This window comes from Streptomyces misionensis (assembly GCF_900104815.1).
GTDB lineage: Bacteria > Actinomycetota > Actinomycetes > Streptomycetales > Streptomycetaceae > Streptomyces > Streptomyces misionensis.
Map to the genome: position 1 here is coordinate 5,201,798 of NZ_FNTD01000004.1, position 23,850 is coordinate 5,225,647.

A 23,850-nucleotide genomic window follows, 5' to 3' on the forward strand; every position below is an offset into this window, starting at 1 on the left:
GCCCGCCGAAACCGAACCGCCCACTGGGGGAGTTGGAAGCACCCGTGACCACCTGGACCGACGACACAGCCGATCGACCCATCTCGCTGACCGCCCCCTGCGGCATCGACCGCGCCGCCCACCACCGGCTGGACGAGGCCTGGCTCGCGGCGGCGTGGAGCCACCCGACGACCCGCTGTTTCGTGGTCTCCGGCGGCCAGGTCCTCATCGACGAGACGCCCGACGGCCGGACCGAACTCGTCATGACGCCCTCCTTCGAGGCGCCGCTCACCGAGGCGCACCGCTACTTCCTCGGCATCGACGAGGACGGCGTGGCCTACTTCGCGCTCCAGAAGGACGCGCTGCCCGGCCGCATCGACCAGTCCGCGCGCCCGGCGGGCCTGCGCGAGGCCGGTCTGCTGCTGTCGGCGCGCGACACCGCGCTCATGGTGCACGCGGTCGGCCTGGAGAACTGGCAGCGCACCCACCGCTTCTGCTCCCGCTGCGGCGAGCGCACGGTCATCGCCGCCGCCGGTCACATCCGCCGCTGCCAGGCCTGCGGCGCGGAGCACTACCCGCGCACCGACCCGGCGGTGATCATGGCGGTCACCGACGCGGAGGACCGCATCCTGCTCGGCCGCCAGGTGCACTGGCCCGAGGGCCGCTTCTCCACGCTGGCCGGCTTCGTGGAGCCCGGCGAGTCCATCGAGCAGGCGGTGCGCCGCGAGGTCGCCGAGGAGGTCGGCGTCACCATCGGCGGCGTCGAGTACGTGGCGAGCCAGCCCTGGCCCTTCCCGTCCAGCCTGATGCTCGGCTTCATGGCCCGCGCCACCACCACCGAGATCCAGGTCGACGGCGACGAGATCTCCGAGGCCCGCTGGTTCTCCCGCCAGGAACTGCACGAGGCCTTCGAGTCCGGCGAGGTGCTGCCGCCCTACGGCATCTCCATCGCGGCCCGCCTGATCGAGATGTGGTACGGCAAGCCCCTGCCCACCCGCGCCGCCTTCTGAGGCACCCCGGCGGACCACCGGCCGGGTGCCGTGCGGCACGCCGGGTGTCGTCCGGCACACGAAAACGGCGGTTCCCAGTCACTCCGGACTCGGGAACCGCCGTTTCGCAGCTCGGGCCGTTACGCGGCGAGCTTCTGCTTGACCTGGGCCAGCGACGGGTTCGTCATGGTGGTGCCGTCCGCGAAGAGCACGGTCGGAACCGTCTGGTTGCCGCCGTTCGCCTTCTCCACGAACGCCGCGGACTCGGGGTCCTGCTCGATGTTGATCTCGGTGTAGGCGATGCCCTCCCGGTCCATCTGGCTCTTCAGCCGACGGCAGTAGCCGCACCAAGTCGTGCTGTACATCGTCACAGTGCCCTGCATGTCTCTCGCGCTCCTCAGGCAGCTCGGAAAAACGTCGTCCGCCAAGTGAACGCGGACGACCGGCCCGCCATTCCCACGGGGGGTATCCGGCCGGGACCGGCCGCCCCGGCTGTGACTCCCACCGCACCGGTACGACCATCCCACCCCGCCTGTGGACAACCGGCGCGGCCGCCCCGGGCGACCTGGCAGCATGGCTGGTGTGACAGCAGCAACGCACTCCCCCCTCTTCCCGCAGGTACCGGACGTCCCGGACTCCGCCGACGCGGTGCTCGAAGGGCTCGATCCCGAGCAGCGCGAGGTGGCCACCGCCCTGCGCGGCCCGGTGTGTGTGCTGGCCGGCGCGGGCACCGGCAAGACCCGGGCGATCACCCACCGCATCGCCTACGGGGTGCGCGCCGGGATCCTCCAGCCCACCAGCGTCCTCGCCGTCACCTTCACCAACCGTGCCGCCGGAGAGATGCGCGGCCGGCTGCGCCAGCTCGGCGCCCAGGGCGTCCAGGCCCGCACCTTCCACTCCGCGGCCCTGCGCCAGCTCCAGTACTTCTGGCCGAAAGCCATCGGCGGCGGCATGCCCCGGCTGATCGACCGCAAGATCCAGCTGGTCGCCGACGCGGCCGCGGCCCTCGGCACCCGGCTCGACCGCGGCGAGCTGCGCGACGTCACCAGCGAGATCGAATGGTGCAAGGTCACCCAGACGATCCCGGCCGACTACCCGTACGCGGCAGCGAAGGCCGGCCGCGAGTCCCCCCGCGACCCCACCGAGATCGCCCACCTGTACGCGGCCTACGAGGACCTCAAACGCGACCGCGCGGTGATCGACTTCGAGGACGTGCTGCTGCTCACCGTCGCCATCCTCCAGGACCGGCACGACATCGCCGAACAGATCCGCGCCCAGTACCAGCACTTCGTGGTGGACGAGTACCAGGACGTCAGCCCGCTCCAGCAGCGGCTGCTGGAACTGTGGCTCGGCGAGCGCGACGACCTGTGCGTCGTCGGCGACGCCAGCCAGACCATCTACTCGTTCACCGGAGCAACGCCCGACCACCTCCTCGACTTCCGCGTCCGGTACCCGGGCGCCACCGTCGTCAAGCTGGTGCGCGACTACCGCTCCACGCCCCAGGTCGTCCGCCTGGCCAACGGCCTGCTCGCCCAGGCCCACGGCCGCGCCGCCGACCACCGGCTGGAACTCATCTCCCAGCGCCCCTCCGGGCCCGAACCCGTCTACGCCGAGTACACCGACGAGCCGGCCGAGGCCGAGGGAGCCGCCCGCCGCATCCGCGAGCTGATCGACGCCGGCGTCCCGGCCGCCGAGATCGCCGTCCTGTTCCGCACCAACTCCCAGTCCGAGACCTACGAGCAGGCTCTGGCCGACGCCGGCGTGCCCTACCAGCTGCGCGGCGCCGAACGCTTCTTCGACCGGCCCGAGGTGCGCAAGGCCGGCATCGCCCTGCGCGGCGCCGCCCGCTTCGGCGGCAACGACGCCCTGCTGGACGGCGCCGTGGACCTGCCCTCCCAGGTCCGCGCCGTGCTGTCCGGCGAGGGCGGCTGGACCCCCGTGCCCCCGGCCGGCTCCGGCGCCGTCAGAGAACGCTGGGAATCCCTCGCCGCGCTGGTCAACCTCGCCCAGGACCTCGCCGCCGCCCGCCCGGGCGCCACCCTCGGCGACTTCGTGGCGGAACTGGACGAGCGGGCGAACACCCAGCACGCCCCCACCGTCCAGGGCGTCACCCTCGCCTCCCTGCACGCCGCCAAGGGCCTCGAATGGGACGCCGTCTTCCTGGTGGGCGTCGCCGAGGGCATGCTGCCCATCACCTACGCGAAGACGGACGAGCAGGTCGAGGAGGAGCGCCGTCTGCTCTACGTCGGCGTCACCCGCGCGCGCGAACGCCTCCATGTCTCCTGGGCCCTCTCCCGCTCGCCCGGCGGCCGCCCGAGCCGCAGGCCCAGCCGCTTCCTCGACGGGCTGCGCCCCGGCACCACCCCCACCGTGGGCCGCGGCGCCGCCGCGGCCGTCGGCGGCGTCGAGCGCGGCGTCCTCGCCGCGGCCGCGGCCGCGGTGCCTCGGCGCACCCAGCGCACCCCGGCCCGCTGCCGGGTCTGCGGCCGCACCCTCACCGACGCCGGCGAGATGAAACTGATGCGCTGCGAGGACTGCCCCTCCGACATGGACGAAGGGCTCTACGAGCGGCTGCGCGAGTGGCGGGCGGCGCAGGCCGCGCAGAGCGGTCAGCCGGACTTCTGCGTCTTCACCGACCGCACCCTGATGGCCATCGCGGAGGCCCGGCCGGACAGCGCCGCGGAACTCTCCCGCATCCCCGGCGTCCTCAGCCGCAAGCTGCGCAGCTACGGAGCCGATGTGCTGGCCATCTGCGCAGGTCAGGAAGTCGGCGGCGAGGACGCGGACGACTGATGCGAACTCGTCGAAAAAATAGTTTGCGCACGCGCCGCGAATCCCCATAGGTTCTAGGCACGGAAGCAGCGGCCTTCTCCAAGGCCCGGCCTCCGTGATGTACTTGCACATACGAAACGGACTGGTTCACCAGTCCCTGAGACGCCGAGAGGAGGCGAGTCCAGTGATCAGCATCAACTTCAGCACCATCGGCACGGCCAAACTGACCGATCGCTCGACCGTCTCCCTGTGCATGCTCGGCGCCTCCCACCAGGGCACCGGTCTGTCCGGCATTCGTGCCGACCGTCCGGCCTCCGCCCTGGCTCCCGCGGGCCTCCCTGCCCGTGAGCGCAATGAGCGACCGACCAAGGCACTGGAAGCGGTAGTGGCACAGGCAGGCGCCTATGCCTTTGCAGCGGCCGGTGCCGGATTCCGGAAGCAGACGACGCAGCACCACCAGATGTGGGCCTTCCGTGGGCCAAAACCCTGGAGCTATCCAGCCTGACCTGATCAGGCCGGCGCCTTCAGGGCCGCGGAACCCCATCCGGGATCCGCGGCCCTTCAGTTTTTCCCGAACGGGGAGGACACCGCGAAGGGGCCTCGGGACAAGAAAAGAACCCGGTACCAGCCGCCACCCGGTCAACCGGCCGGAACGACCAGACGAGGAAGACCAACCGTGCAACTCGAAGCGCACGCCCCGTCCGTACCGCCTTCGCAAACGATCCCCCCGCCCGGCCTCACGGAGGACCCCGCCTTGATCCCCCTCACCGCGCTCACCGCGCTCGACGACGCCATCGAGAACCTCGGCGTACCCGTCCCGTGCCGCTCCTACGACCCGGAGGTCTTCTTCGCCGAGTCGCCCGCGGACGTGGAGTACGCCAAGTCCCTGTGCCGCACCTGCCCGCTGATCGAGGCCTGCCTCGCCGGGGCCAAGGAGCGGCGCGAGCCCTGGGGCGTCTGGGGTGGCGAGCTGTTCGTGCAGGGTGTCGTCGTCGCCCGGAAGCGGCCGCGTGGCCGCCCGCGGAAGAACCCGGTCACGGCATGAACACCACAGGAACAATCGACCGTCCCCTCACGCACGACCCCAAGAAGCAGGCCCCGATGAAGCCGTCCACCAGCGAGCCCGCAGGCTCCGCGACCCCAGACTCCCGCACCACCGGCGCCACCGAAGCGCGTCAGAACAGGACCCGAGAGATGCAACTCATGCAAGAAGCCCTGGCACGTGCGCATATGCACGACCGGTTGCATGACGCCCGCCGGGAGCGCCAGGCCACGCGCCTGGCCGTCGCCCAGCGGATGCAGCGCCGGGCGGAGCGCGCCTCGCTGCGCGCCCGCCGGGCGCTCGCCATGGCGGTCATGCAGTAAGAGCCACACCTGAACAGCGGTGGCCTCCCGGCGCGGACCGGGAGGCGAGACGCTTCCCGCGGGGGCCGGTCCGGCCGAACGGACCGGCCCCCGCGGTGCGTTCTGCGCGCCGCCGGACGCTCACGGAGTTATCGTCACCGGGTGACGAGTCTTCCCCCAGGAAGCGATCAGGGCGGCTCCCCGAAGCGCCCGGCACCCCTGCTGTGCGCCCGCTGCGGCATCCCCGCCCCCGGCCCCCACCCGGCCACCTGGACCTGGTCCGTGGAGAACGGCACCCCGGTCTACTTCTGCGCCACCTGCTCCCGCGAGAACCTCCGCTCCATCGAGGGCCGGCTGGACTCGGCGTGGTGGTGACCCCCGCCCCCGGGGCCGCTCCGGCCGCCCCGGAGCGCCCGGGTCAGGCCTGCGCCGCCGACTCCTCCTCGGTGGGGTCGTCCTCCGGCAGGTCGTCGAGGGCGAAGCCGGGGAGCCAGGACTCCAGCTCGTCGCGCAGGCGGACCGTGGCGCCCAGCTGGCACAGGACGCCGATGGTGCTCAGGGTCACCCGGTGGATCAGGAGGTACGCCGGGGGCAGGTTGAGCTGCTTGCCCAGCTGGTAGGCGGGTGAGCGGGGGTCGGCGATGCGGGCGGCCTGGCTGCGCATCCAGGAGCGGGTGAAGGTGAACGCGTCGACACGGGCTGGCTCGATGATCGGCAGCAGGTAGTCGAGGACCGCGTCCGGATCGAGCTCTATCGACTCCTTGACGAAGCCCTCCTCGCAGAGCAGCTCGTAGACCGTCTCGGCGTCGCCGTCCAGCGTCATCCGCAGGGAGATCCCGATCGGGGTCGGCAGCCCGCCGGGAAGCCGGTCGACGGTGCCGAAGTCCAGGACCCCGAGGCGCCAGTCGTCCTCGCCGTCCGGGCCGCCGGGCAGCAGCCGGAAGTTGCCCGGGTGCGGGTCCGCGTGCAGCAGCCCGGTGCGGGCCGGTCCCGAGAACAGGAAGCGGGCGAGCAGCTGACCGGCCCGGTTCCGCTGCTCCGGGGTGCCGTCGGCGATGATCTCGGACAGCGGGACGCCGTCCATCCACTCCGTGACCAGTACCTGGTCGCACTGGTGCACCACCGCCGGCACCACCACGTCCGGGTCGCCCGCGAACTCCTCCGCGTGGGCCGTCTGGGCCGCGGCCTCCAGCCCGTAGTCCAGTTCCTCGGAGACCCGGTCCCGCAACTCGGCGATCAGCGGCTTTATGTCCATGCCCGGGATGAGCGGCCCCAACAGGCGGGCGAACCGGCCCAGTTGGCCGAGGTCGGACAGCAGGGCCTCACCGGCGCCCGGGTACTGCACCTTGACCGCCACCTCGCGGCCGTCATGCCACACCGCCCGGTGCACCTGGCCGATCGAGGCCGCGGCCGCCGGCTTGTCCTCGAACTCCTCGAACAGCTCGCGCCAGTCCGCGCCCAGCCGCTCCTCCAGCACGGCGTGCACCGTGCGGGTCGGCATCGGCGGGGCCGCCTCCTGGAGCTTGGTCAGGGCCGCCCGGTAGGGGCCGGCGACCTCCTCGGGCAGCGCCGACTCGAAGACGGACAGGGCCTGCCCGAACTTCATGGCCCCGCCCTTCAGCTCCCCGAGCACCTTGAAGAGCTGCTCCGCCGTCCGCTGTTGCAGTTCCCGGCCGACGATCTCCGCGGACTCGCCCACGATCCGCTTGCCCAGGCCCCAGGTCGCCCGGCCGGCGAAGCCGAGCGGGAGCGCGGCGAGCTTGGCGGTACGGGTGACCGCCTTGCGGGGAAGATCAGACATGCGCCCTCCAAGTCCCTGTCGGCCGTGCCGCGCCCGCTTCGCGTGCCCGCTCCGTCGACGGCCGTTGCACCGCCATTGTCGCGCGTGCGAGCCCGCCGGTCGGTGTGTGTTCCGCCTCTGCTTTCTTACCGGCCCGCCGCGCGGCGCCGCAGCCGCAGGCCGGATGCGGCCACAGAGGGCGTGCGTGCCAGGTCAGACCGGGCAGGGACGCCTCCCAGCGGGCGCCCGGGCCGGACGGCGACACGCCGTCGAGGAAGGCCAGGGCGTGGGCCGCGGCCAGTCCGGCGACCGCCGTGGCGAGAGCCAGGTCACAGGCCCCGGGGTGGCGGGAGCCGCCGGAGCGCCACTGGGCGAGCAGCCGGGGCCAGGCCGGGTCCCGGTCCGTGCGGCTCTCGTGCAGACAGCCGGCACAGGCCGTCTCGCCGGGCAGCACCAGCGGGCCGACCACGCCCGTGCCCTCCACCACACCGGCGTACAGGTGCGGGGTGCCCGAGGCGAGCAGCGGCTCGGCGGCGCGCGGGTCCGGGGCGTGCACGGCCACCTCGTCCCGCGGCGCGAGGACCACCAGGGAGAGGCCCGGCTCCTCGGCCCCGGAACCGGGGGAGTGGGCGCGGCGGGGCGGGCGGTCCGGGGCGGCCCGGCGCACGGCGGCCGCCGCGGCCGTCCCGCGGGGCCGGCCGACCGACTCGGCGGGCAGCCCGCCGGGTGCCACGTCCTCCGGCCCCACCCGTCCCTCGTCGAGCACCTCCACCTCGCCGACGCCCGCGCCCGCGAGCACGGCCGCCAGCACGGCCCCGACCCGGCCCGCGCCGCGCACCCGGACCCGCAGCGCGCGCCGGGCGGCGAGCCGGGCGAGCGCGCCGCCCGGCTCGGGCGTGGTCAGCGAGAGCGAGGCCAGATCGGGGCGCAGCCGCCGCAGCACCTCTGGTTTCCCGCGCAGCGCGTCCGCGGCCGGCCCGCCGCCGCGCGCGTCGTCGACGAGGCCCGCGCGGGCCAGCCGGTCCACCAGCGCGTCGATGTGGCCGTCCGGCAGGTCGAGGCGGCGGCCCTCCGCGCGCAGCAGCGGCAGTCCCCGGGTGCCGTTGAGCAGGTCGAGGAGACCGCCCGTGGCGGCGTCCATCGGACCCAGCGTCAGCGCGTGCGCGGGAGTCATCCCGAACTGCACCGTGCCGAGGTCCCGCCAGCCGCGCCGCAGCGCGGGTTTCACCATCGGATGCATGCCGGCCCCCGTCTCCCGTGTCTGTGTATCTGGGTATCCGTCAAGACTCCGGCGGAATTGGTCGTGTTCCGCCGACACCTGCCAGCATGCCCGCCCGGCCCGCGAGGTGCGGAAAGTTATCCACAGGCGAGGGAGTTCTTCATATGAACCGGCAAGGGTGGTGGCGATCGGCGGGCGTGTCGGCGGAGATGAAAAGAGCGAATACCTGGACAAGGTGCAAATCGGATTCTCGTGTCGTCATGCGAATCCAACCCGCGGTGGGGATCCGGACCGAACCGTCCCGGAGCCGGGACTTTGCCCGGACCCAGCGGGTAACGTCGGGGCGTGCCCGCCGACCCACTGCACCGTGCCGTAAAGACACAGCGCGGCGCGACGAGCGCGATCGAGGTCCGCAGAAGCGCCCGGCGCCGCCGGACGGTCTCCGCGTACCGCGAGGGCGATCGCACCGTCGTGCTGATCCCCGCCCGGATGTCGAAGGCGGAGGAACAACGCTGGGTGACCGTCATGCTCGACAAACTCGCCGCCCAGGAGAGCCGGCGGGTCCTCGGTGACAGCGCGCTGACCGAGCGCGCCGAGCGGCTGTCGGCCCAGTTCTTCGACGGCCGCGCCCGCCCGGCCTCCGTGCGCTGGGTCACCAACCAGAACACCCGCTGGGGTTCGTGCACCCCCGCCGAGGGCAGCATCCGCCTGTCGCACCGGCTCCAGGGCATGCCCGAGTACGTCATCGACTACGTGCTCTGCCACGAGCTGGCACACCTCCTGGTCCCCGGTCACGGAGCCGACTTCTGGCGGCTGCTGGAGGCCTACCCGCGCACCGAACGCGCCCGCGGCTATCTCGAAGGGGTGGTCGCCGCCGAACGGCTGCCGCACGTCCCCGGCGCACGGGGCGAGTGACGGAGACCCGGTGGGCGGCCGCCTTCCGAGGCCGGTCCGCGTGACCGCTCCGCCCGCCCGGTCCCTCCGGCCGGTCCGTGTGCGCGGCCGGGTCCGGTTGTGTACCGGGTCTGTACCGACCGGGACCGGCGGGGGTGGTTGTCGGTCACAGCCGTTAGCCTGGCGCGACGCACTCACCATCGGGATGGGGGACGGTCGTATCGCATGGCCAGGGACTTCCAACGCGGCCACAAGGCCAGGATCAGTGACCTCACCGCGGGCACCGATCTGTACGTAGGCGTGCAGATCGCCGGCCCCGGACTGACCTTCGACATCAGCTGCTTCGGACTGGACGCCGACGAACGGCTTTCGGACGACCGGTACTTCGTCTTCTTCAACCAGCCGAAGTCGCCGGAGGAGTCCCTCCAACTGCTCGGCGCGCAGGCGGGCGACACGGAGTCGTTCCGGGTCACGCTCGACCGCGTCCCGGCGCACATCCGCAAGCTGTCCTTCACGGCGACCATCGACGGCGCCGGGCAGATGTCGCAGATCGGTCCCGGCTACCTGCGGATCGTCGCGGGCGGCGAGGAGGTCGCCCGCTACTCCTTCAACGGCGCGGAGTTCTCCACCGAGCGCGCCGTCATGCTCGGTGACTTCTACTTCAAGGACGGCTGGCGGTTCGCCGCGGTCGGGCAGGGCTTCGACGGCGGTCTGGAGGCGCTGCTGAGGAACTTCGGCGGCGAGGTGCTGGAGGAGGAGGCGCCCGCCGCGCCGCCGGAGCAGCCGCAGTCCGGCGCCGCCCCCGGCTTCGCCCCGCCCGCCTTCGCCCCGCCGGCCGAGGCCGCCGCCCCGCCCGCCTTCGGCGCCCCGGGCCCGCAGTCCGCGCCCGCGCCGGTCACGGCCCCCGTCCCGCCCCCCGCCCCCGCGCCGGGCCCGCAGTCCGGCGCCCACGGCTTCACCGCGCCCGGCGGGACGCCGCCGCAGGGCTTCACACCCCCGCCGGGCGGTACACCTCCGCAGGGCTTCACCCCGCCCGGCCAGACCCCGCCCCCGGCCCCGGCCGCGCCGGACGTGCACGGCGCGCCGACGGTCATCGCCCCCCTGACCCCGCCCGGCGCGGCGGGAACGGTCCCGCCGCCCGCTCCCGCGCCGGCCCCGGCGCCCTACGGCCGGCCGCCGCAGCCGCCCCACGGCGGCATGCCCGGCGCGCCGCTGCCCCCGGGCTACGGCGGTCAGCCCGGTGCGCCCATGCCCCCGGGTCACGGCCAGGCAGCCGCCTACGCTGTGCCCCAGGGCGCCCCGCAGGGCGGCGCCGGAGTGGGCGCCGCGCTCCAGAAGTTCAAGGAGACGCCCACCGGACAGCGCTGGACCCTCCAGAACAAGAAGCTCATGCGGGTCGACCTCGGCGCCGGCGGGCAGCCGGTGCTGGCCAAGCAGGGCAGCATGGTGCTCTACCAGGGCAAGGTCGACTTCAGCTACAAGGGCGCCGGGTTCGCCGGGCGGATCGTCGGCAACGCCACCGGCCAGGAGATGCAGCTGATGCGCTGCAGCGGCCAGGGCCAGGTGTTCCTCGCCGAGAACGCCACCCACCTGCACCCCGTCGAACTCCAGGGCGACGCGATCTGCGTCTCCGCCGAGAACGTGCTCGCCTTCGACGAGAGCCTCCAGTACGAGGTCCGCCGCATCGAGGGCCACGGCATCCCCGGCGGCGCGCTGTTCACCATGCAGTTCCAGGGCACCGGCACCATCGTCGTCAAGACGCACGGCACGCCCGTGGTGCTGCCGGTCACCCCGACCACCTTCGCCGACTGCAACGCGGTGGTGGCCTGGTCGGCGGCCTCCCAGGTGATCGTCTCCAGCCAGGTCCGCATGCGCCGCAACGCCTACCCCGGCGACACCGGCGAAAGCGTCAACCTGCAGTTCCGGGGCGCGCCCGGCAACTTCATCGTCGTCCAGCCGTACGAGGTCTGAGGGAGCCCGTCATGAACCAGCCGCTCGCGGGCTTCGCTCCCGCACCCGTCACCGCCCGCATGGAGAACCACGGCGACCACATGCTCAAGGTCGCCATGCAGACCGGCAACGACCTCTTCGCGCGCGTCGGCTCGATGGTCGCCTACGAGGGCTTCGTCCAGTACGAGCCCAACCCGCCGGCCGTGCGCCAGATCGCCCGCGACTGGATCACCGGCGAGGGCGCCCCGCTGATGAAGTGCTCCGGGGACGGACTGCTCTACCTCGCCGACTACGGCGCCAACGTCGTCGTGATCAACCTCGACGGCGACGGCATCTCCGTGAACGCCACCAACCTGCTCGCCTTCGACGCGCACCTCAGCTGGGGCGTGGAGCGGGTCAAGGGGCTGGCCAAGTTCGCCGGGCAGGGCCTGTGGAACACGCGGATCACCGGTCAGGGCTGGGTCGCGCTGACCTCCCGGGGCACGCCGATCGTCGTCGACTGCGGCGGCGGCGAGGACGAGACCTACGTCGACCCGGACGCGCTCGTCGCCTGGTCGCCGAACCTGAAGGTCAAGGGCAAGCGCAGCTTCAAGGCGCAGTCGCTGATCGGCCGGGGCAGCGGCGAGGCCTACCAGATGGCCTTCTCCGGACAGGGCATCGTCGTCGTCCAGCCCAGTGAGGACAGCACCGACCGCCTGCGGTTCCGGGGCTGAGGGGGAGTCAAACACGCCATGCAGAGCCCGATCTTCGCGTACAACGACAACCAGACGCAGGAGCGCTGGAGCCTCCAGAACTCGCAGTTGCTCCGGGTCGTCATGGAGGGCAACGACGACATCCTGGCCCGCAAGGGCACCATGGTCGCCTACCAGGGCCTCGTCGAGTTCGACGCCGAGTACCGCAGCGGCAACCAGCGGCGCGCGCGTGCGCACACCGGCGAGGGCCTGGACCTGATGCGCTGTCACGGACAGGGCACGGTCTACCTGGCCAACCTCGCCCAGCACGTGCACGTCATGGACATCGAGCCGGAGGGGCTGACCGTCGACAGCTCCTACGTCCTCGCCATGGACTCCTCGCTGCACCACGAGGTCATCGCCGTCGACAGCCTCTACGGCATCTCCGGTTCCGGGAAGTACCAGCTGAACATCACCGGGCGCGGCCGGGTCGCCCTGATGACCTCGGGCGCCCCGCTGCTGATGCGGGTCACACCGGACCGGTACGTCAACTGCGACGCCGACGCCATCGTGGCCTGGTCGACCGGGCTGCGGGTGCAGATGCAGGCCCAGACGCACTCCTCCGGGGTGTGGCGGCGGCGCGGCAACACCGGGGAGGGCTGGGAGCTGAGCTTCATGGGCTCCGGGTTCGCCCTGGTGCAGCCCAGCGAGCTGCTGCCGCCGCAGAACGCGCAGATCCAGGGCATCGCCGGTCAGTGGGGGATGGGCCAGCAGGGCGCGCGCGGCCAGAACCGCGGCAACGTCTGGAGCTGACCGGGTGAGCGCGTGAGGGGCGACCGCCGTGGTGGTCGCCCCTCACCCGGTCACAGCCGCGCGCGGGTCGCTTCCAGCAGCTGGGCGACCGAGCCGTCGGCCACGCCCGCGACCTCGTCGTAGGGGAACCAGCGCAGGTCCAGGGACTCGTCGCTGATCGCCTCGACGGCGCCGGGCGGGGCGAGCGCCGCGTACTGGACGTCGTAGTGCGTGTGGCACGGCGGCGGGATGGGGTGCCGGTCCAGGCGCATCGGGCCGCCGGGCAGCAGGGTCAGCCCGGCCATGCCCGACTCCTCGGTCGCCTCGCGCAGCGCGGCCGCCGCCAGGGTGGCGTCGCCCGGCTCGCAGTGACCGCCCATCTGCAGCCACATCCGCAGCTTCCGGTGCAGGGTGAGCAGCACCCGGCCGCGCTCGGGGTCGATCACCAGGGCGCTCGCCGTCACATGGCCGAAGTGGCAGGCCTTCCAGATGCCGTCCGGGTGCGCCGCCAGATGGTCCAGGTAGGACTGGCGCAGCTCGTCCTGGCCCTCGTACCCCTTCAGCACGAGGACCGCGTCGTCGTACAGGCTCACTCGGCGTCGTCGCCCTTGGTGTCGCCGGCCTCGCCGTCGTCGGTCTTCTTGTGCAGGTCGGGCTTGTCCGCCGCCTCGCCGAGGATCTTGTCCAGCTCGGAGAAGTCCAGCTGCTCGCGGTGGACGAAGCCGTCCGGGTCGTCCAGGTCGGTCGCGGTCGGCAGCATGTCCGGGTGGTGCCACAGGGCGTCCCGGCCGTCGGTGCCGCGCGCGTCCGCGAGCGAGGCCCACAGGCGCGAGGCGTCGCGCAGCCGGCGCGGGCGCAGTTCCAGGCCGATCAGCGTGGCGAACGTCTGCTCCGCCGGGCCGCCGGTCGCACGGCGGCGGCGCAGGGTCTCGCGCAGCGCGTCGGCGGACGACAGACGCGGCTTCGCGGCCGCGTGGACCACCGCGTCCACCCAGCCCTCCACGAGCGCCAGAGCGGTCTCCAGACGGGCCAGGGCGGCCTTCTGCTCGGGCGTGTCCTCGGGCTGGAACATGCCCTGCTGGAGCGCGTCCTGCAGCTGCTCGGGGTTCTGCGGGTCGAACTGGCCGACCACGTCCTCCAGCTTCGCGGTGTCGACCTTGATGCCGCGCGCGTAGCCGTCGACCGCGCCGAACAGGTGCGAGCGCAGCCACGGCACGTGCGCGAACAGGCGCTGGTGGGCGGCCTCGCGCAGCGCCAGGTAGAGCCGCACCTCCTCCAGGGGCACGCTCAGGTCCTTGCCGAACGCCTCCACGTTGGCCGGCAGCAGCGCGGCCTTGCGGGCCGGGCCGAGCGGCAGGCCGATGTCGGTGGAGCCGACGACCTCGCCCGCGAGCACCCCGACGGCCTGCCCGATCTGCGTGCCGAACATGGCGCCGCCCATGGAGCGCATCATGCCGATCAGCGGGCCCGCCATGGCCTGCATCTCCTCGGGCAGCACATCGCCCATGGCCGCGCCGACCCGCTCGGCGACCGGGTCGACCAGCTCCTGCCAGGCGGGCAGGGTCGCCTCGACCCACTCCGCGCGCGACCAGGCGACCGCGGAGGCGGAGCCGGACGGCAGGGACGTCACGTCGTCCAGCCACAGGTCGGCCAGGCGCACGGCGTCCTCGACCGCCTTGCGCTCGGCGGGGCCCACGCTGGCGTCCTTGGTGCCGTCAGCGGTGCCCTGGGCGACCGTCTGGCGGGCGATCTGCTTGGCCATGTCCCAGTTCACCGGGCCGCCCTCGTAGGAGAGCATCTGGCCCAGCTGCTGGAACGCGGCACCGAGATCGGTGGGGTTCAGCGAGCCGAACATGGCTGCGAGCGGATTGTCGGCGCCGGGGCCGCCAAAGCCACCGGCTCCGGGCATGCCGCCGAAACCGAACGGATTGGCCGGTCCCTGCCCACCACCGCTCTGCTGGTCCTTCTTCTTGCCCTCGTCGCCGTCCTCCGGCTCCTCCGGCGGAAGGCCGAAACCGAATGGGGTGTCACTCACGGGATTCCTCGGCTGGTAAGGCCACCGGTCTTCTCCGGCGGCGCGGCTGCCCGACAACACCACCCAGCGTAGACACCCGGACCCGATCGGGCCTCGGTGCTTCGCCCGCGGAAGGCCTGCGGCAGGATGGATGCACCTCGTACGCGCGCGTCACTCACGCCCGTACAGAAGACAACCGCTGGAGATGCCGGGTGAGTTCCCCAGATCCGCAGGTTCGCGCAGCGCGAAACCAGTCAGCCCCGTCCGCCGGGCACACCCCCGCCGTGCGCGGGCCCGTCGTCGCGGTCACGGGCGCCGCGACCGGCGTGGGCGCCCTGCTCACCGCGCGGCTCGCCGCGTCGGAGGAGGTCAGGCGGGTCATCGCGATCGACGAGCGGCGCGGGGAGTGCGCCGAGGCCCAGTGGCACGTCCTGGACGTGCGCGATCCGGCCATCGCGGACAAACTGGGCGGCGCCGACGTGGTCGTGCACCTCGCCCTGGACCTGGACCTGGGCAGCGACGCGGCCGCGCGGACCGCTTACAACGTCCGGGGGACGCAGACCGTGCTGACCGCCGCCGCGGCGGCCGGGGTGCACCGGGTGGTGCTGTGCACCTCCGCCATGGTCTACGGCGCCCTGCCGGACAACGAGCTGCCCCTGTCGGAGGACGCCGAGCTGCGGGCGACCGCCGAGGCCACCGGCGTCGGCGACCTGCTGGAGATCGAGCGCCTGGCGCGGCGCGCGCCCCGGGCGCACCCCGGTCTGAACGTCACCGTGGTGCGGCCCGCCCTGCTCGTCGGCGGCACGGACACCGCGCTGACCCGGTACTTCGAGTCCCCGCGGCTGCTGGTCGTGGCCGGATCGCGGCCCGCGTGGCAGTTCTGCCACGTCGAGGACCTGTGCGCCGCCCTGGAGTACGCGGTGCTGGAGAAGGTCGAGGGGGAGCTGGCCGTCGGCTGCGACGGCTGGCTGGAGCAGGAGGAGGTCGAGGAGCTGAGCGGCATCCGGCGGATGGAGCTGCCCTCGGCGGTCGCGCTCGGCGCGGCGGCCCGGCTGCACCGGATCGGGCTCACCCCGTCCCCGGCCGGCGACCTGGCCTACACGATGTACCCGTGGGTGGTCAGCGGGAGCCGGCTGCACGACGCCGGGTGGCGGCCGCGGTGGACCAACGAGGAGGTGCTCGCCGAGCTGCTGGAGGAGGTGGCCGGACGGCACACGGTCGTCGGCCGGCGGCTGGGGCGCAAGGACGCGACGGCGGCGGGGGCCGCGGGTGCGACGGTGGCGCTGCTGGGCGCCGCGGCCGTGGTGCGGCGGGCCCGCAAGGCCCGGCGGCGCTGACGGCGCTCGCGGCGCGGGCGGGCGGCCGCTGTAGGAGCGTCCAAAGGGGCCCGCGCCCGCGCCGGGTGAACCTCGTATTCCCGCTGTCACACCCGTGCGGCACGATGGGGGCATGGCTGAGACGAGTGGGCATTCCGGGGAGCGGGCGGCGGCGGATCCCATCAGGTTGATCGGGGTGCGGGAGACCGCGCTCTCGGTGGACGAGGTGTTCGGCGCCGTCGGGGACGCGGCGGCCGGGGGGATCGCGCTGTTCGTGGGCACGGTGCGCAATCACGACGGCGGTGCCGACGTGGACGCGCTCGGGTACTCCTGCCACCCCAGTGCCGAGTCCGAGATGCGGCGGGTCGCGGAGAAGGTCGCCGCCGACTATCCGGTGCGGGCGCTGGCGGCCGTGCACCGGGTCGGGGAGCTGGCGGTCGGGGACCTCGCCGTGGTCGTCGCCGTGGCGTGTCCGCACCGGGCGGAGGCCTTCGACGCCTGCCGCAGACTGATCGACGACCTCAAGCACGAGGTGCCCATCTGGAAGCACCAGAAGTTCTCGGACGGGACCGAGGAGTGGGTCGGGGCCTGCTGACGCATCACCCGTTCGGCTCACCGGAGCGGGCCCGTCACTCCCCGCCCACTGCTCTTTCCGGTTGCGTGACCGGCCCCCGCACGCGAGCGTTGTCGGTGCGGAAGGTTAATCTGCTGATCAGTCAGTTGCGGACGCTCAGCGTTGGGAGGTCGGCATGGGCGCGCTTGTCTGGCTGTTGATTCCGCTTGTGGCAGCGATCGGCGGCGGACTGTGGGGCAGTTGGGCCAGCCGTACGCGCAAGGTGCGCAGCGACGGCCCCGAGCTGGACGGGTACGCCCGGTTCCGCGAGGCGATGGAGAAGTCCCACTCGGGCGCGGGCGGCGTCTGACAGGGGTGCCCTGACAGTGCGCCGACAGGGGCGTCACGTACTGTCGAGGCATGCCACGCCGCACCGCGACGATGCTCGCCTCGACCCTGATGCTGATCGCGTTCCTGTGCGCCGGGATGCTCATTCCCGCGCCGTACGCGGAGATGTCCCCCGGACCGACGGTGAACACGCTCGGGGAGCACCAGGGCGAGCCGGTGCTGCAGATCTCCGGGCGCAAGACGTATCCGACGGACGGCCATCTCAACATGACCACCGTGCGGGTGACCGGCGTGGACTTCCGGATGAACCTGGTGGAGGCCGTCTACGGCTGGCTGTCGCGCGACAGCAAGGTGGTGCCGCACGACACGCTCTACCCGAAGGGCACGACGGAGGAGCAGTCCTCCCAGCAGAACGCGGAGGAGTTCAGCCAGTCCCAGGAGAGCGCCAAGGTCGCCGCCCTGAAGCAGCTGAACGTCCCGGTGAAGTCCTGGGTGATCGTCTCCACCGTGGTCAAGGACTCCCCGGCCGAGGGCAGGCTGCACGCCGGCGATGTGATCAAGGCCGTCGACGGCGCCGAGGTCAGGCAGCCCTCCGACGTGGCCAAGCTGGTCACCAAGCACAAGCCGGGCCAGAAGGTCGTCTTCACCGTCGTGCCCGCCAAGGAGCAGGCCGCCGCGGAGAAGGCCCACAAGACGGCCACGGCGACGCGGGACGTCACGATCACCACGGCCGCCTCCGACGACAGCGGCCCCAAGCGGGCGATCGTCGGGATCTCGGCCGGGACCGACCACACCTTCCCGTTCAGCATCGACATCAAGCTCGCCGACGTCGGCGGCCCGAGCGCCGGTCTGATGTTCGCGCTCGGCATCTACGACAAGCTCACCCCGGGCAGCCTGACCGGCGGCAAGTTCGTGGCCGGCACCGGCACCATCGACGACAACGGCACGGTCGGTCCGATCGGCGGCGTCGACATGAAGACCCTCGGCGCGCGCGGCAAGGGCGCCCAGTACTTCCTGACGCCGGCCGACAACTGCGCGGAGGCCGCCGCGGACAAGCCGAGCGGGCTCACCCTGGTCAAGGTGAAGACGATCAAGGACGCGCTGGGCGCCCTCAAGGACATCCGCAGCGGGGACACCGCGGCACTGCCGCTGTGCGGCACCAAGGGCTGACCCGGGCGGACCCGGCCCCGGCACGGCTGGGGGCGCCCGTTCGACCAGGGGCGCCCCCACCGCCGTACCGCGGAGCCGAATCAGTCGGCGAACGTCGCCGACAGGGCCTCCGCGAGGCCCGGCACCAGGTCCGGGCCGGTCAGGACCTCCGTGGGAGAGTCCTTCTCGCGCAGCCGCAGCGCCGACTCGCGGCCGCCGTCGCGCAGCACCGCCACCGTCATCCGGACCTCCTGGCGCTCGGGGTGTTCGGCCACCCACTTGGCCAGCTTGGCCTCGCTGAGGTCCTGCGGGACCTGTGCCTCGGCGGACGGCGGCAGCATCAGCCGCTCCACCGCGAGCGCGCAGCCGGCCACCGCGTCCGGCCAGGCGATGGTGGCGAGGAACTCGTCGAGCGGCTTGCCGGACGGGATCTCGTCCTGCTCGATCGGGGTGAGACCGACGGTCTCGGACTCGTCCTCGAGGCCCAGCTGGGCCGCGAGCGCGGGTTCCTGGCTGCGCAGCCGGGCGGTGTCGACGAGGGCGAAGAGGCGAGCGGGCTGGTCCCAGCCGAGGCCGGAGACGTACTCGTCGATCTCGAGTACGGCCCGGGTGAGCGGGTTCGCCGCCATGGGAGTGTTGGACATGGGCACAATCCTGCCTGGTTCCCCACCGGAATCGGGAACCGAGCAGGGCCTGGGTAAGTTGCATAGGTGTCGGCCCGCGATCACGGGGGGCCACCAGGGGTCCGCGAGAACGGGGACCTGATGGATCGAGAGCGAACTTCGAGGGGCGCACCTTGGCTTTCCAGATGCCGGACCGCGGCCAAGGCCCTAGGGGGCCACGGACCGGAGCGGGCCGACCGTCCCGGCGGGTCAGGGTCCTCATCCTGACCCTGGGCGTGCTCGCCGTCCTCGGCATGGCGTTCAGCATGTTCGCCGGCTTCTGGACGGACTGGCTGTGGTACCGGTCGGTGCACTACTCGTCCGTGTTCACCACCACACTGTGGACGAAGATCGGCCTGTTCCTCGTCTTCGGTCTGCTCACCGCGTTCGTGGTCGGCCTGAACATCTGGCTCGCGCACCGGCTGCGGCCCCCGCTGAGCGCCATGTCCATGGAGCAGCAGAACCTTGACCGCTACCGGATGGGCCTCGCGCCGTACAAGACCTGGCTGCTGGTCGCGATCAGCGCCCTGGTCGGGCTGATCGCGGGCGCCTCGGCCGCCGGCCAGTGGCGCACGTGGCTGATGTGGGTGAACGGCGTCCCCTTCCACCAGAAGGACCCCCAGTTCCACCTGGACATCTCCTTCTACGCCTTCGAACTGCCCTGGTACCGGTTCCTGCTGGCCTTCGGCTTCGCCGCCGTGATTCTGTGCCTGATCGCCGCCGCCTTCACCCACTACCTGTACGGCGGGCTGCGCCTCACCAGCCCCGGCGCGCGCGCCACGGCCGCCGCGACCGGGCACCTCTCGGTGCTGCTCGGCCTCTTCGTCGCCCTCAAGGCGGTCGCCTACTGGCTCGACCGGTACGGCCTCGCGGTGAAGTCCAGCGGCTTCAAGTCGGGCGACTGGACCGGTCTGCGCTATGTCGACGCCAACGCCTACCTGCCGGCCAAGACGATCCTGTTCTGCATCGCCGTCATCTGCGCGCTGCTGTTCTTCGCGACCCTGTGGCGGCGCACCTGGCAGCTGTCCGTCATCGGCTTCGGCCTGATGGTGCTGTCGGCGATCCTGATCGGCGGGCTGTACCCGGCGATCGTGCAGAAGTTCCAGGTCCAGCCCAACGAGCAGGCCAAGGAAGCCCCGTACGTCCAGAAGAACATAGCGGCGACCCGCAAGGCGTACGGCATCGACGACACCCAGGTCGTCAAGTACGAGGGCAAGCCCGACACCGAGGACGACGCCAAGCTGCGCGCGGACGCGGACGACGCGGCGAGCATCCGGATCATGGACCCGAACATCGTCTCGCCGACGTTCCAGCAGGCGCAGCAGGTGAAGGACTACTACGGCTTCCCGGCCAACCTGGACGTCGACCGGTACCCCACCAAGGACGGCAAGCTCCAGGACACCGTCATAGGCGTGCGCGAGCTGAACCTCAAGGGCAAGGGGATCAAGCACAACTGGATCAACGACCACTTCCGTTACACGCACGGCTACGGCGTGGTCGCCGCCAAGGGCACCGAGGCCGACGACGGCGAGCCCGTCTTCACCGAGTACAACCTGCCCCCCGAGGGCGACCTCGGCAGCTACCAGCCGCAGGTGTACTACGGCGAGAAGACCACCACCTACTCCATCGTCGGCGGTCCCCAGAAGGAGATCGACTACTCCACCGACGACAACGGCGAGAAGACCACCAGTTACACGGGCAAGAGCGGCGTCAACCTCGACAACCCGGTCAACCGGGCCGCGTACGCGGTGGCGTTCAACGAGCCGCAGATCCTCTACTCGGGCGCGATCGGCAAGGGTTCGCGGATCCTGTACAACCGCACGCCCAAGGAGCGCGTCGAGGCGGTCGCCCCCTGGCTGACCATCGACGGCGACGCCTACCCGGCCGTCGTCGACGGCCGCATACAGTGGATCGTCGACGCCTACACGACGTCGAACGGCTACCCGTACTCCTCCCGTACGACCCTCGGCGACACCACGGCCGACTCGCTGAGCACCGGCAGGGACGACCGCAGCGTGGTCGCCCAGCAGAACCAGGTCAACTACATCCGCAACTCGGTGAAGGCGACCGTCGACGCGTACACCGGCGAGGTCAGGCTCTACCAGTGGGACACCCAGGACCCGGTGCTGAAGACCTGGATGAAGGCGTTCCCCGGCACGGTGCGGCCCAAGAGCGCCATCTCGCCGCAGCTGCTGTCCCATCTGCGGTACCCGCAGGACCTGTTCAAGGTCCAGCGCGAGCTGCTCACCCGCTACCACGTGACGGACGCGCAGACCTTCCTCACCGGCAGCGAGGTGTGGCAGGTGCCGGCCGACCCGACCAACAAGTCGGGTGACGCGGTGCCGCCGTACTACCTGAGCATGAAGATGCCCGACCAGAGCAAGCAGGCGTTCTCGCTGTCGACCACGTTCACGCCGGCCGGCCGGTACAGCCTCAGCGCCTTCATGTCGGTCGACTCCGAGGCGGACAGCGCCGATTACGGCAAGATCAGAATCCTGAAACTGCCCACCAGCCAGACGGTCGACGGGCCCAAGCAGGTGCAGAGCCAGTTCAACTCCGAACAGAACATCGCCGCCGCCATCAAACTCCTCAAGGGCGGCGACTCGGAGGTGGAGTACGGCAATCTGCTGACCGTGCCGCTGGACGGCGGACTGCTCTATGTGGAGCCGGTCTACGTACGCGGCGGTGGACTCAAACTCCCCTTGCAGCGCAAGGTGTTGGTGACCTACGAGGGCAAGCCGCCGGCGTTCGAGAACACGCTGGGCGAGGCACTGGACAAGATCTTCGGCAAGCAGGGCGACACGACCGCGCCGCCGGACACCGGCGCCGCCGCCCCGCCCGCGTCCGGCGATCCGACGGTCCGGCAGGCCCTGGCCGACGCCCAGAAGGCCTTCGACGCGGGTCAGAAGGCGCTGAAGCAGCCGGACGGCCCGGACTGGGATGCCTACGCCAAGGCCCAGAAGGACCTCAAGTCCGCGCTGGAGCGGGCCGAGAAGGCGGAGCACGAGGCCGCGGGCAAGAAGGGCGGGAACAAGGGCTGACCGAGGCCGTCCCGTGTCGTGATACGGTTGAGGAACAACGACGCGGGGTGGAGCAGCTCGGTAGCTCGCTGGGCTCATAACCCAGAGGTCGCAGGTTCAAATCCTGTCCCCGCTACTGCCATCGAAGGCCCGGATCCTCAAGAGGATCCGGGCCTTCGTGGTGTGCGGACACGTATCGGGGCGGGATCGGGGAAGGTGTATCGCCGCGCCGCCGTGAGGAGTTGGGCGCTGTGTGTTTGACTTGTCGTCCTGTGGGCATGTCGACAAAACGCTGAAGTGACCTCACGGGGTGGGGTATACCGGGTGTACCCAGGTTGCGGGTGGTGCGACGATGGACGTTATGGGGGACAAGGCAACTCTGTTCGAGTCAGGGCGATTTGTACAGACTTTTGGTGAGGGGCCGGTCCGCGACGAGGTGGGCGACATGGCCGACGCCGCCGACGAGGTACGCCTCGCGCTCGCCGCGCGCAGCGGTGACGCGGAGGCCGCCAGCGTCCTCGGTGCCATGCTGCTGCGCCGCGGCGACCTCGAAGGAGCCGAACCCCATCTGCGGGCCGCCACCGCGGCCGGTGACCGGGCCGCCGCCAACAACCTGGGCGTCCTGCTGCACCAGCGCGGGTACCCCGACGAGGCCGCGGGCTGGTGGCGCATCGCCGCCGTCGCCGGTTCCGCCGCCGCCGGGCACGCGCTCGGCCGCTACCACCGCGAACGCGGCGACGAACCCGCCGCCGAGTACTGGCTGCGCCAGTCCGCCGAGCAGGGCCACGTCCTCGGCATCTACGCGCTCGCCGACCTGCTGGAGCACCGCGGGGACGCCACCGCCGGGCACTGGATGCGGCTCGCCGCCGAGCGCGGGCACCGGGAGGCCGCCTACCGGGTGGCGCGCGCCCTCGACCGCGGGACCGGGCGCTTCGACGACGAGTGCGCGACCGGGCGGCGGGACGCGGCCGCGGAGGACGAGGCCGCCGAGGAGGCCGAGCAGTGGTACCGGCAGGCCGCCGCGCGCGGTCACCGGCGGGCCGCCCTGCACCTCGGGGCGATCCTGGAGCAGCGCGGCGAGCTGAAGGAGGCCGGGCACTGGTACCTGACCGCCGCCAAGGACGGCGAGCCGCGGGCCGCCTGCGCCCTCGGCTTCCTGCTGCGGGACGCCGGGGACACCGAGAGCGCGGCCGTGTGGTGGCTGCGGGCCGCCCAGGAGGGCGACGGCAACGCGGCCAACGCGCTCGGCGCGCTGCACGCCGAGCGCGGCGAGACCCAGACCGCCGAGCGCTGGTACCGGGCCGCGCTGGACGCGGGCGACGACAACGGCGCCTACAACCTCGCCCTGCTCTGCGCCGAGCAGGGCCGCACCGCGCAGGCCGAGCAGTGGTACCGGCGTGCCGCCTACGCCGGGCACCGGGAGGCCGCCAACGCGCTGGCCATCCTGCTGCTCCAGGTCGGCGACGCCTCCGGCGCGGAGCCGTGGTTCTCCAAGGCGGCCGAGGCCGGCAGCGTGGACGCGGCCTTCAACCTCGGCATCCTCTACGCCGGGCGCGGCGAGGAGGCGATGGCGCTGCGCTGGTACGAGCGGGCGGCCGCCGCCGGGCACACCGAGGCGGCGCTCCAGGTCGGCATGGCCCGGCTGCGCGAGGGCGACGAGCGGGCCGCCGAGCGGCATCTGCGCTGCGCCGCGGGGGGCGGCAGCGCGGAGGCGGCATACCGGCTGGCCGCCCTGCTGGACGCCCGCCGGCCGCCGCGGCCCGCGCACGAGCTGGGGGAGAGCGCGCACGAGAAGGCCGAGTGCGAGGAGTGGTACGAGCGGGCCGCGCAGCAGGGGCACCGGCGGGCCCAGGTGCGGGTCGGCATGCTCGCCTCCGCGCGCGGCGACGTGGTGGAGGCGGCGCGCTGGTACCGGGCGGCGGCCGAGGCCGGGTCGCGCAACGGCGCCTTCAACCTCGGGCTGCTGCTGGCGCGCGAGGGCAGCGAGCCGGAGGCCGTGGTGTGGTGGACGCGGGCGGCGGACGACGGGCACGGGCGCGCGGCGCTGCGGCTCGCGCTCGTCTACGCGCGCCGGGGCGAGCTGGCGGAGGGGCAGCGCTGGGCGGCCCGGGCGGCGGAGCTGGGCCCGGCGGAGGTCACGGAGCGGGCGGGGCGGCTGCGGGACGCGCTGCGCGAGGAGCTGTCGGCATAAGTGGCCCCGGTCACTCGCCCTCGAATGGATTTGCTTCCGTCGGCTTCCCTCGCGTAATGTCGTGTTCACCGACGCGGGGTGGAGCAGCTCGGTAGCTCGCTGGGCTCATAACCCAGAGGTCGCAGGTTCAAATCCTGTCCCCGCTACTGAAGGCCGAGGGCCGGAATCCAGAAATGGATTCCGGCCCTCTGTCGTATGCGGGCCGCC

At 72.4% G+C, this 23,850-nt stretch carries 22 protein-coding genes and 2 tRNA genes; 18 read left to right on the forward strand and 6 right to left on the reverse strand.

Annotation, left to right across the window (positions count from 1 at the left end):
- Window positions 1-44: 44 nt before the first annotated feature.
- Window positions 45-989 carry an NAD(+) diphosphatase gene (nudC, locus tag BLW85_RS25415; RefSeq protein ID WP_070026869.1) on the forward strand — a complete coding sequence of 315 codons (945 nt, stop codon included), beginning with the start codon at window positions 45-47 and terminating at the stop codon, window positions 987-989.
- Window positions 990-1,108: 119 nt separating this feature from the next.
- On the opposite strand, the gene BLW85_RS25420 is transcribed toward nudC, so the two are convergent.
- A complete protein-coding gene (locus tag BLW85_RS25420; protein WP_074993197.1) occupies window positions 1,109-1,351 on the reverse strand; it encodes a mycoredoxin in 243 nt (80 codons plus the stop codon).
- Between the two features lie 199 nt (window positions 1,352-1,550).
- On the opposite strand from BLW85_RS25420, the gene BLW85_RS25425 reads away from it, so the two are divergent.
- The 5 genes from BLW85_RS25425 to BLW85_RS25445 all read left to right on the forward strand — a co-directional run bounded on the left by BLW85_RS25425 (window position 1,551) and on the right by BLW85_RS25445 (window position 5,459).
- The gene (locus BLW85_RS25425; protein WP_341867953.1) at window positions 1,551-3,761 is read left to right on the forward strand and encodes an ATP-dependent DNA helicase UvrD2; all 2,211 of its coding nucleotides are present in this window, start codon (window positions 1,551-1,553) and stop codon (window positions 3,759-3,761) included.
- A 163-nt stretch (window positions 3,762-3,924) separates the two neighbouring features.
- Window positions 3,925-4,245 carry a hypothetical protein gene (locus BLW85_RS25430; RefSeq protein WP_071828750.1) on the forward strand — a complete coding sequence of 107 codons (321 nt, stop codon included), beginning with the start codon at window positions 3,925-3,927 and terminating at the stop codon, window positions 4,243-4,245.
- Between the two features lie 171 nt (window positions 4,246-4,416).
- Window positions 4,417-4,785, forward strand: coding sequence for a WhiB family transcriptional regulator (locus tag BLW85_RS25435; protein ID WP_070026864.1), 369 nt, complete (start codon window positions 4,417-4,419; stop codon window positions 4,783-4,785).
- Entirely contained in the window at window positions 4,782-5,105 is a 324-nt protein-coding gene (locus BLW85_RS25440; RefSeq protein WP_070026862.1) for a hypothetical protein, read from the forward strand. The genes BLW85_RS25435 and BLW85_RS25440 overlap by 4 nt, the downstream gene beginning before the upstream one ends.
- Before the next feature lie 141 nt (window positions 5,106-5,246).
- Window positions 5,247-5,459 (forward strand): hypothetical protein, encoded by a 213-nt coding sequence (locus tag BLW85_RS25445; protein WP_074993199.1) that lies wholly within the window; start codon window positions 5,247-5,249, stop codon window positions 5,457-5,459.
- A gap of 43 nt (window positions 5,460-5,502) precedes the next feature.
- Here the strand turns inward: BLW85_RS25445 and BLW85_RS25450 are convergent, their stop codons facing one another.
- Together BLW85_RS25450 and BLW85_RS25455 are read right to left on the reverse strand one after the other, a co-directional pair.
- Window positions 5,503-6,885, reverse strand: a complete 1,383-nt coding sequence (locus tag BLW85_RS25450) for an ABC1 kinase family protein (RefSeq protein ID WP_074993200.1) — start codon at window positions 6,883-6,885, stop codon at window positions 5,503-5,505.
- Window positions 6,878-8,104, reverse strand: coding sequence for a TOMM precursor leader peptide-binding protein (locus BLW85_RS25455; RefSeq protein ID WP_070026858.1), 1,227 nt, complete (start codon window positions 8,102-8,104; stop codon window positions 6,878-6,880). The genes BLW85_RS25450 and BLW85_RS25455 overlap by 8 nt, the downstream gene beginning before the upstream one ends.
- 324 nt (window positions 8,105-8,428) lie before the next feature.
- Here BLW85_RS25455 and BLW85_RS25460 point away from each other — a divergent pair, with 324 nt between their 5' ends.
- The 4 genes from BLW85_RS25460 (at window position 8,429) to BLW85_RS25475 (ending at window position 12,411) form a co-directional block, all read left to right on the forward strand.
- On the forward strand, window positions 8,429-8,998 hold the full coding sequence (locus BLW85_RS25460; protein ID WP_074993201.1) for a M48 metallopeptidase family protein: 570 nt from the start codon (window positions 8,429-8,431) through the stop codon (window positions 8,996-8,998).
- Window positions 8,999-9,202: 204 nt separating this feature from the next.
- Window positions 9,203-10,948 (forward strand): TerD family protein, encoded by a 1,746-nt coding sequence (locus tag BLW85_RS25465; RefSeq protein WP_074993202.1) that lies wholly within the window; start codon window positions 9,203-9,205, stop codon window positions 10,946-10,948.
- 11 nt (window positions 10,949-10,959) lie between these two features.
- Complete coding sequence (locus tag BLW85_RS25470) at window positions 10,960-11,640, forward strand: AIM24 family protein (RefSeq protein WP_070026854.1); 681 nt, start codon at window positions 10,960-10,962, stop codon at window positions 11,638-11,640.
- Window positions 11,641-11,658: 18 nt separating this feature from the next.
- The gene (locus BLW85_RS25475; RefSeq protein WP_074993203.1) at window positions 11,659-12,411 is read left to right on the forward strand and encodes an AIM24 family protein; all 753 of its coding nucleotides are present in this window, start codon (window positions 11,659-11,661) and stop codon (window positions 12,409-12,411) included.
- Between the two features lie 50 nt (window positions 12,412-12,461).
- Here BLW85_RS25475 and BLW85_RS25480 read toward each other — a convergent pair whose 3' ends face one another.
- On the reverse strand, window positions 12,462-12,983 hold the full coding sequence (locus tag BLW85_RS25480; protein WP_074993204.1) for an NUDIX hydrolase: 522 nt from the start codon (window positions 12,981-12,983) through the stop codon (window positions 12,462-12,464).
- A complete protein-coding gene (locus BLW85_RS25485) occupies window positions 12,980-14,425 on the reverse strand; it encodes a zinc-dependent metalloprotease (protein WP_070026849.1) in 1,446 nt (481 codons plus the stop codon). Before BLW85_RS25485 ends, BLW85_RS25480 begins: the two co-directional genes overlap by 4 nt.
- Window positions 14,426-14,616: 191 nt before the next feature.
- Here BLW85_RS25485 and BLW85_RS25490 point away from each other — a divergent pair, with 191 nt between their 5' ends.
- The 4 genes from BLW85_RS25490 to BLW85_RS25500 all read left to right on the forward strand — a co-directional run bounded on the left by BLW85_RS25490 (window position 14,617) and on the right by BLW85_RS25500 (window position 17,791).
- Window positions 14,617-15,741, forward strand: coding sequence for an SDR family oxidoreductase (locus BLW85_RS25490; RefSeq protein WP_070026847.1), 1,125 nt, complete (start codon window positions 14,617-14,619; stop codon window positions 15,739-15,741).
- A gap of 112 nt (window positions 15,742-15,853) precedes the next feature.
- A complete protein-coding gene (locus BLW85_RS25495) occupies window positions 15,854-16,315 on the forward strand; it encodes a molybdenum cofactor biosynthesis protein MoaE (RefSeq protein ID WP_070026845.1) in 462 nt (153 codons plus the stop codon).
- A 154-nt stretch (window positions 16,316-16,469) separates the two neighbouring features.
- Window positions 16,470-16,643 (forward strand): hypothetical protein, encoded by a 174-nt coding sequence (locus BLW85_RS39505; protein ID WP_167381435.1) that lies wholly within the window; start codon window positions 16,470-16,472, stop codon window positions 16,641-16,643.
- Window positions 16,644-16,693: 50 nt separating this feature from the next.
- Window positions 16,694-17,791: a YlbL family protein gene (locus tag BLW85_RS25500; protein ID WP_208624894.1), complete on the forward strand. Its 1,098-nt coding sequence runs from the start codon at window positions 16,694-16,696 to the stop codon at window positions 17,789-17,791.
- Window positions 17,792-17,871: 80 nt separating this feature from the next.
- Here the strand turns inward: BLW85_RS25500 and BLW85_RS25505 are convergent, their stop codons facing one another.
- Window positions 17,872-18,414: a PPA1309 family protein gene (locus BLW85_RS25505; RefSeq protein ID WP_070026841.1), complete on the reverse strand. Its 543-nt coding sequence runs from the start codon at window positions 18,412-18,414 to the stop codon at window positions 17,872-17,874.
- Window positions 18,415-18,578: 164 nt separating this feature from the next.
- On the opposite strand from BLW85_RS25505, the gene BLW85_RS25510 reads away from it, so the two are divergent.
- The 4 genes from BLW85_RS25510 (at window position 18,579) to BLW85_RS25525 (ending at window position 23,789) form a co-directional block, all read left to right on the forward strand.
- Window positions 18,579-21,473, forward strand: a complete 2,895-nt coding sequence (locus tag BLW85_RS25510) for a UPF0182 family membrane protein (protein WP_071828751.1) — start codon at window positions 18,579-18,581, stop codon at window positions 21,471-21,473.
- A gap of 41 nt (window positions 21,474-21,514) precedes the next feature.
- Window positions 21,515-21,588, forward strand: a tRNA-Met gene (locus BLW85_RS25515).
- A 216-nt stretch (window positions 21,589-21,804) separates the two neighbouring features.
- Window positions 21,805-23,643 carry a tetratricopeptide repeat protein gene (locus BLW85_RS25520; RefSeq protein ID WP_070026839.1) on the forward strand — a complete coding sequence of 613 codons (1,839 nt, stop codon included), beginning with the start codon at window positions 21,805-21,807 and terminating at the stop codon, window positions 23,641-23,643.
- Between the two features lie 72 nt (window positions 23,644-23,715).
- Window positions 23,716-23,789 (forward strand) — tRNA-Met (locus BLW85_RS25525).
- Window positions 23,790-23,850 lie beyond the last annotated feature (61 nt).

Excerpts from the sequence above, each read along its gene's own strand:
- BLW85_RS25420 (WP_074993197.1), bottom strand. The coding sequence starts at position 1,351 with ATGCAGGGCACTGTGACGATGTACAGCACGACTTGGTGCGGCTACTGC.
- BLW85_RS25440 (WP_070026862.1), top strand. The coding sequence starts at position 4,782 with ATGAACACCACAGGAACAATCGACCGTCCCCTCACGCACGACCCCAAG.
- BLW85_RS25450 (WP_074993200.1), bottom strand. The coding sequence starts at position 6,885 with ATGTCTGATCTTCCCCGCAAGGCGGTCACCCGTACCGCCAAGCTCGCC.
- BLW85_RS25455 (WP_070026858.1), bottom strand. The coding sequence starts at position 8,104 with ATGCATCCGATGGTGAAACCCGCGCTGCGGCGCGGCTGGCGGGACCTC.
- BLW85_RS25465 (WP_074993202.1), top strand. The coding sequence starts at position 9,203 with ATGGCCAGGGACTTCCAACGCGGCCACAAGGCCAGGATCAGTGACCTC.
- BLW85_RS25470 (WP_070026854.1), top strand. The coding sequence starts at position 10,960 with ATGAACCAGCCGCTCGCGGGCTTCGCTCCCGCACCCGTCACCGCCCGC.
- BLW85_RS25475 (WP_074993203.1), top strand. The coding sequence starts at position 11,659 with ATGCAGAGCCCGATCTTCGCGTACAACGACAACCAGACGCAGGAGCGC.
- BLW85_RS25495 (WP_070026845.1), top strand. The coding sequence starts at position 15,854 with ATGGCTGAGACGAGTGGGCATTCCGGGGAGCGGGCGGCGGCGGATCCC.
- BLW85_RS39505 (WP_167381435.1), top strand. The coding sequence starts at position 16,470 with ATGGGCGCGCTTGTCTGGCTGTTGATTCCGCTTGTGGCAGCGATCGGC.
- BLW85_RS25500 (WP_208624894.1), top strand. The coding sequence starts at position 16,694 with ATGCCACGCCGCACCGCGACGATGCTCGCCTCGACCCTGATGCTGATC.
- BLW85_RS25505 (WP_070026841.1), bottom strand. The coding sequence starts at position 18,414 with ATGTCCAACACTCCCATGGCGGCGAACCCGCTCACCCGGGCCGTACTC.
- BLW85_RS25510 (WP_071828751.1), top strand. The coding sequence starts at position 18,579 with ATGCCGGACCGCGGCCAAGGCCCTAGGGGGCCACGGACCGGAGCGGGC.
- BLW85_RS25520 (WP_070026839.1), top strand. The coding sequence starts at position 21,805 with ATGGACGTTATGGGGGACAAGGCAACTCTGTTCGAGTCAGGGCGATTT.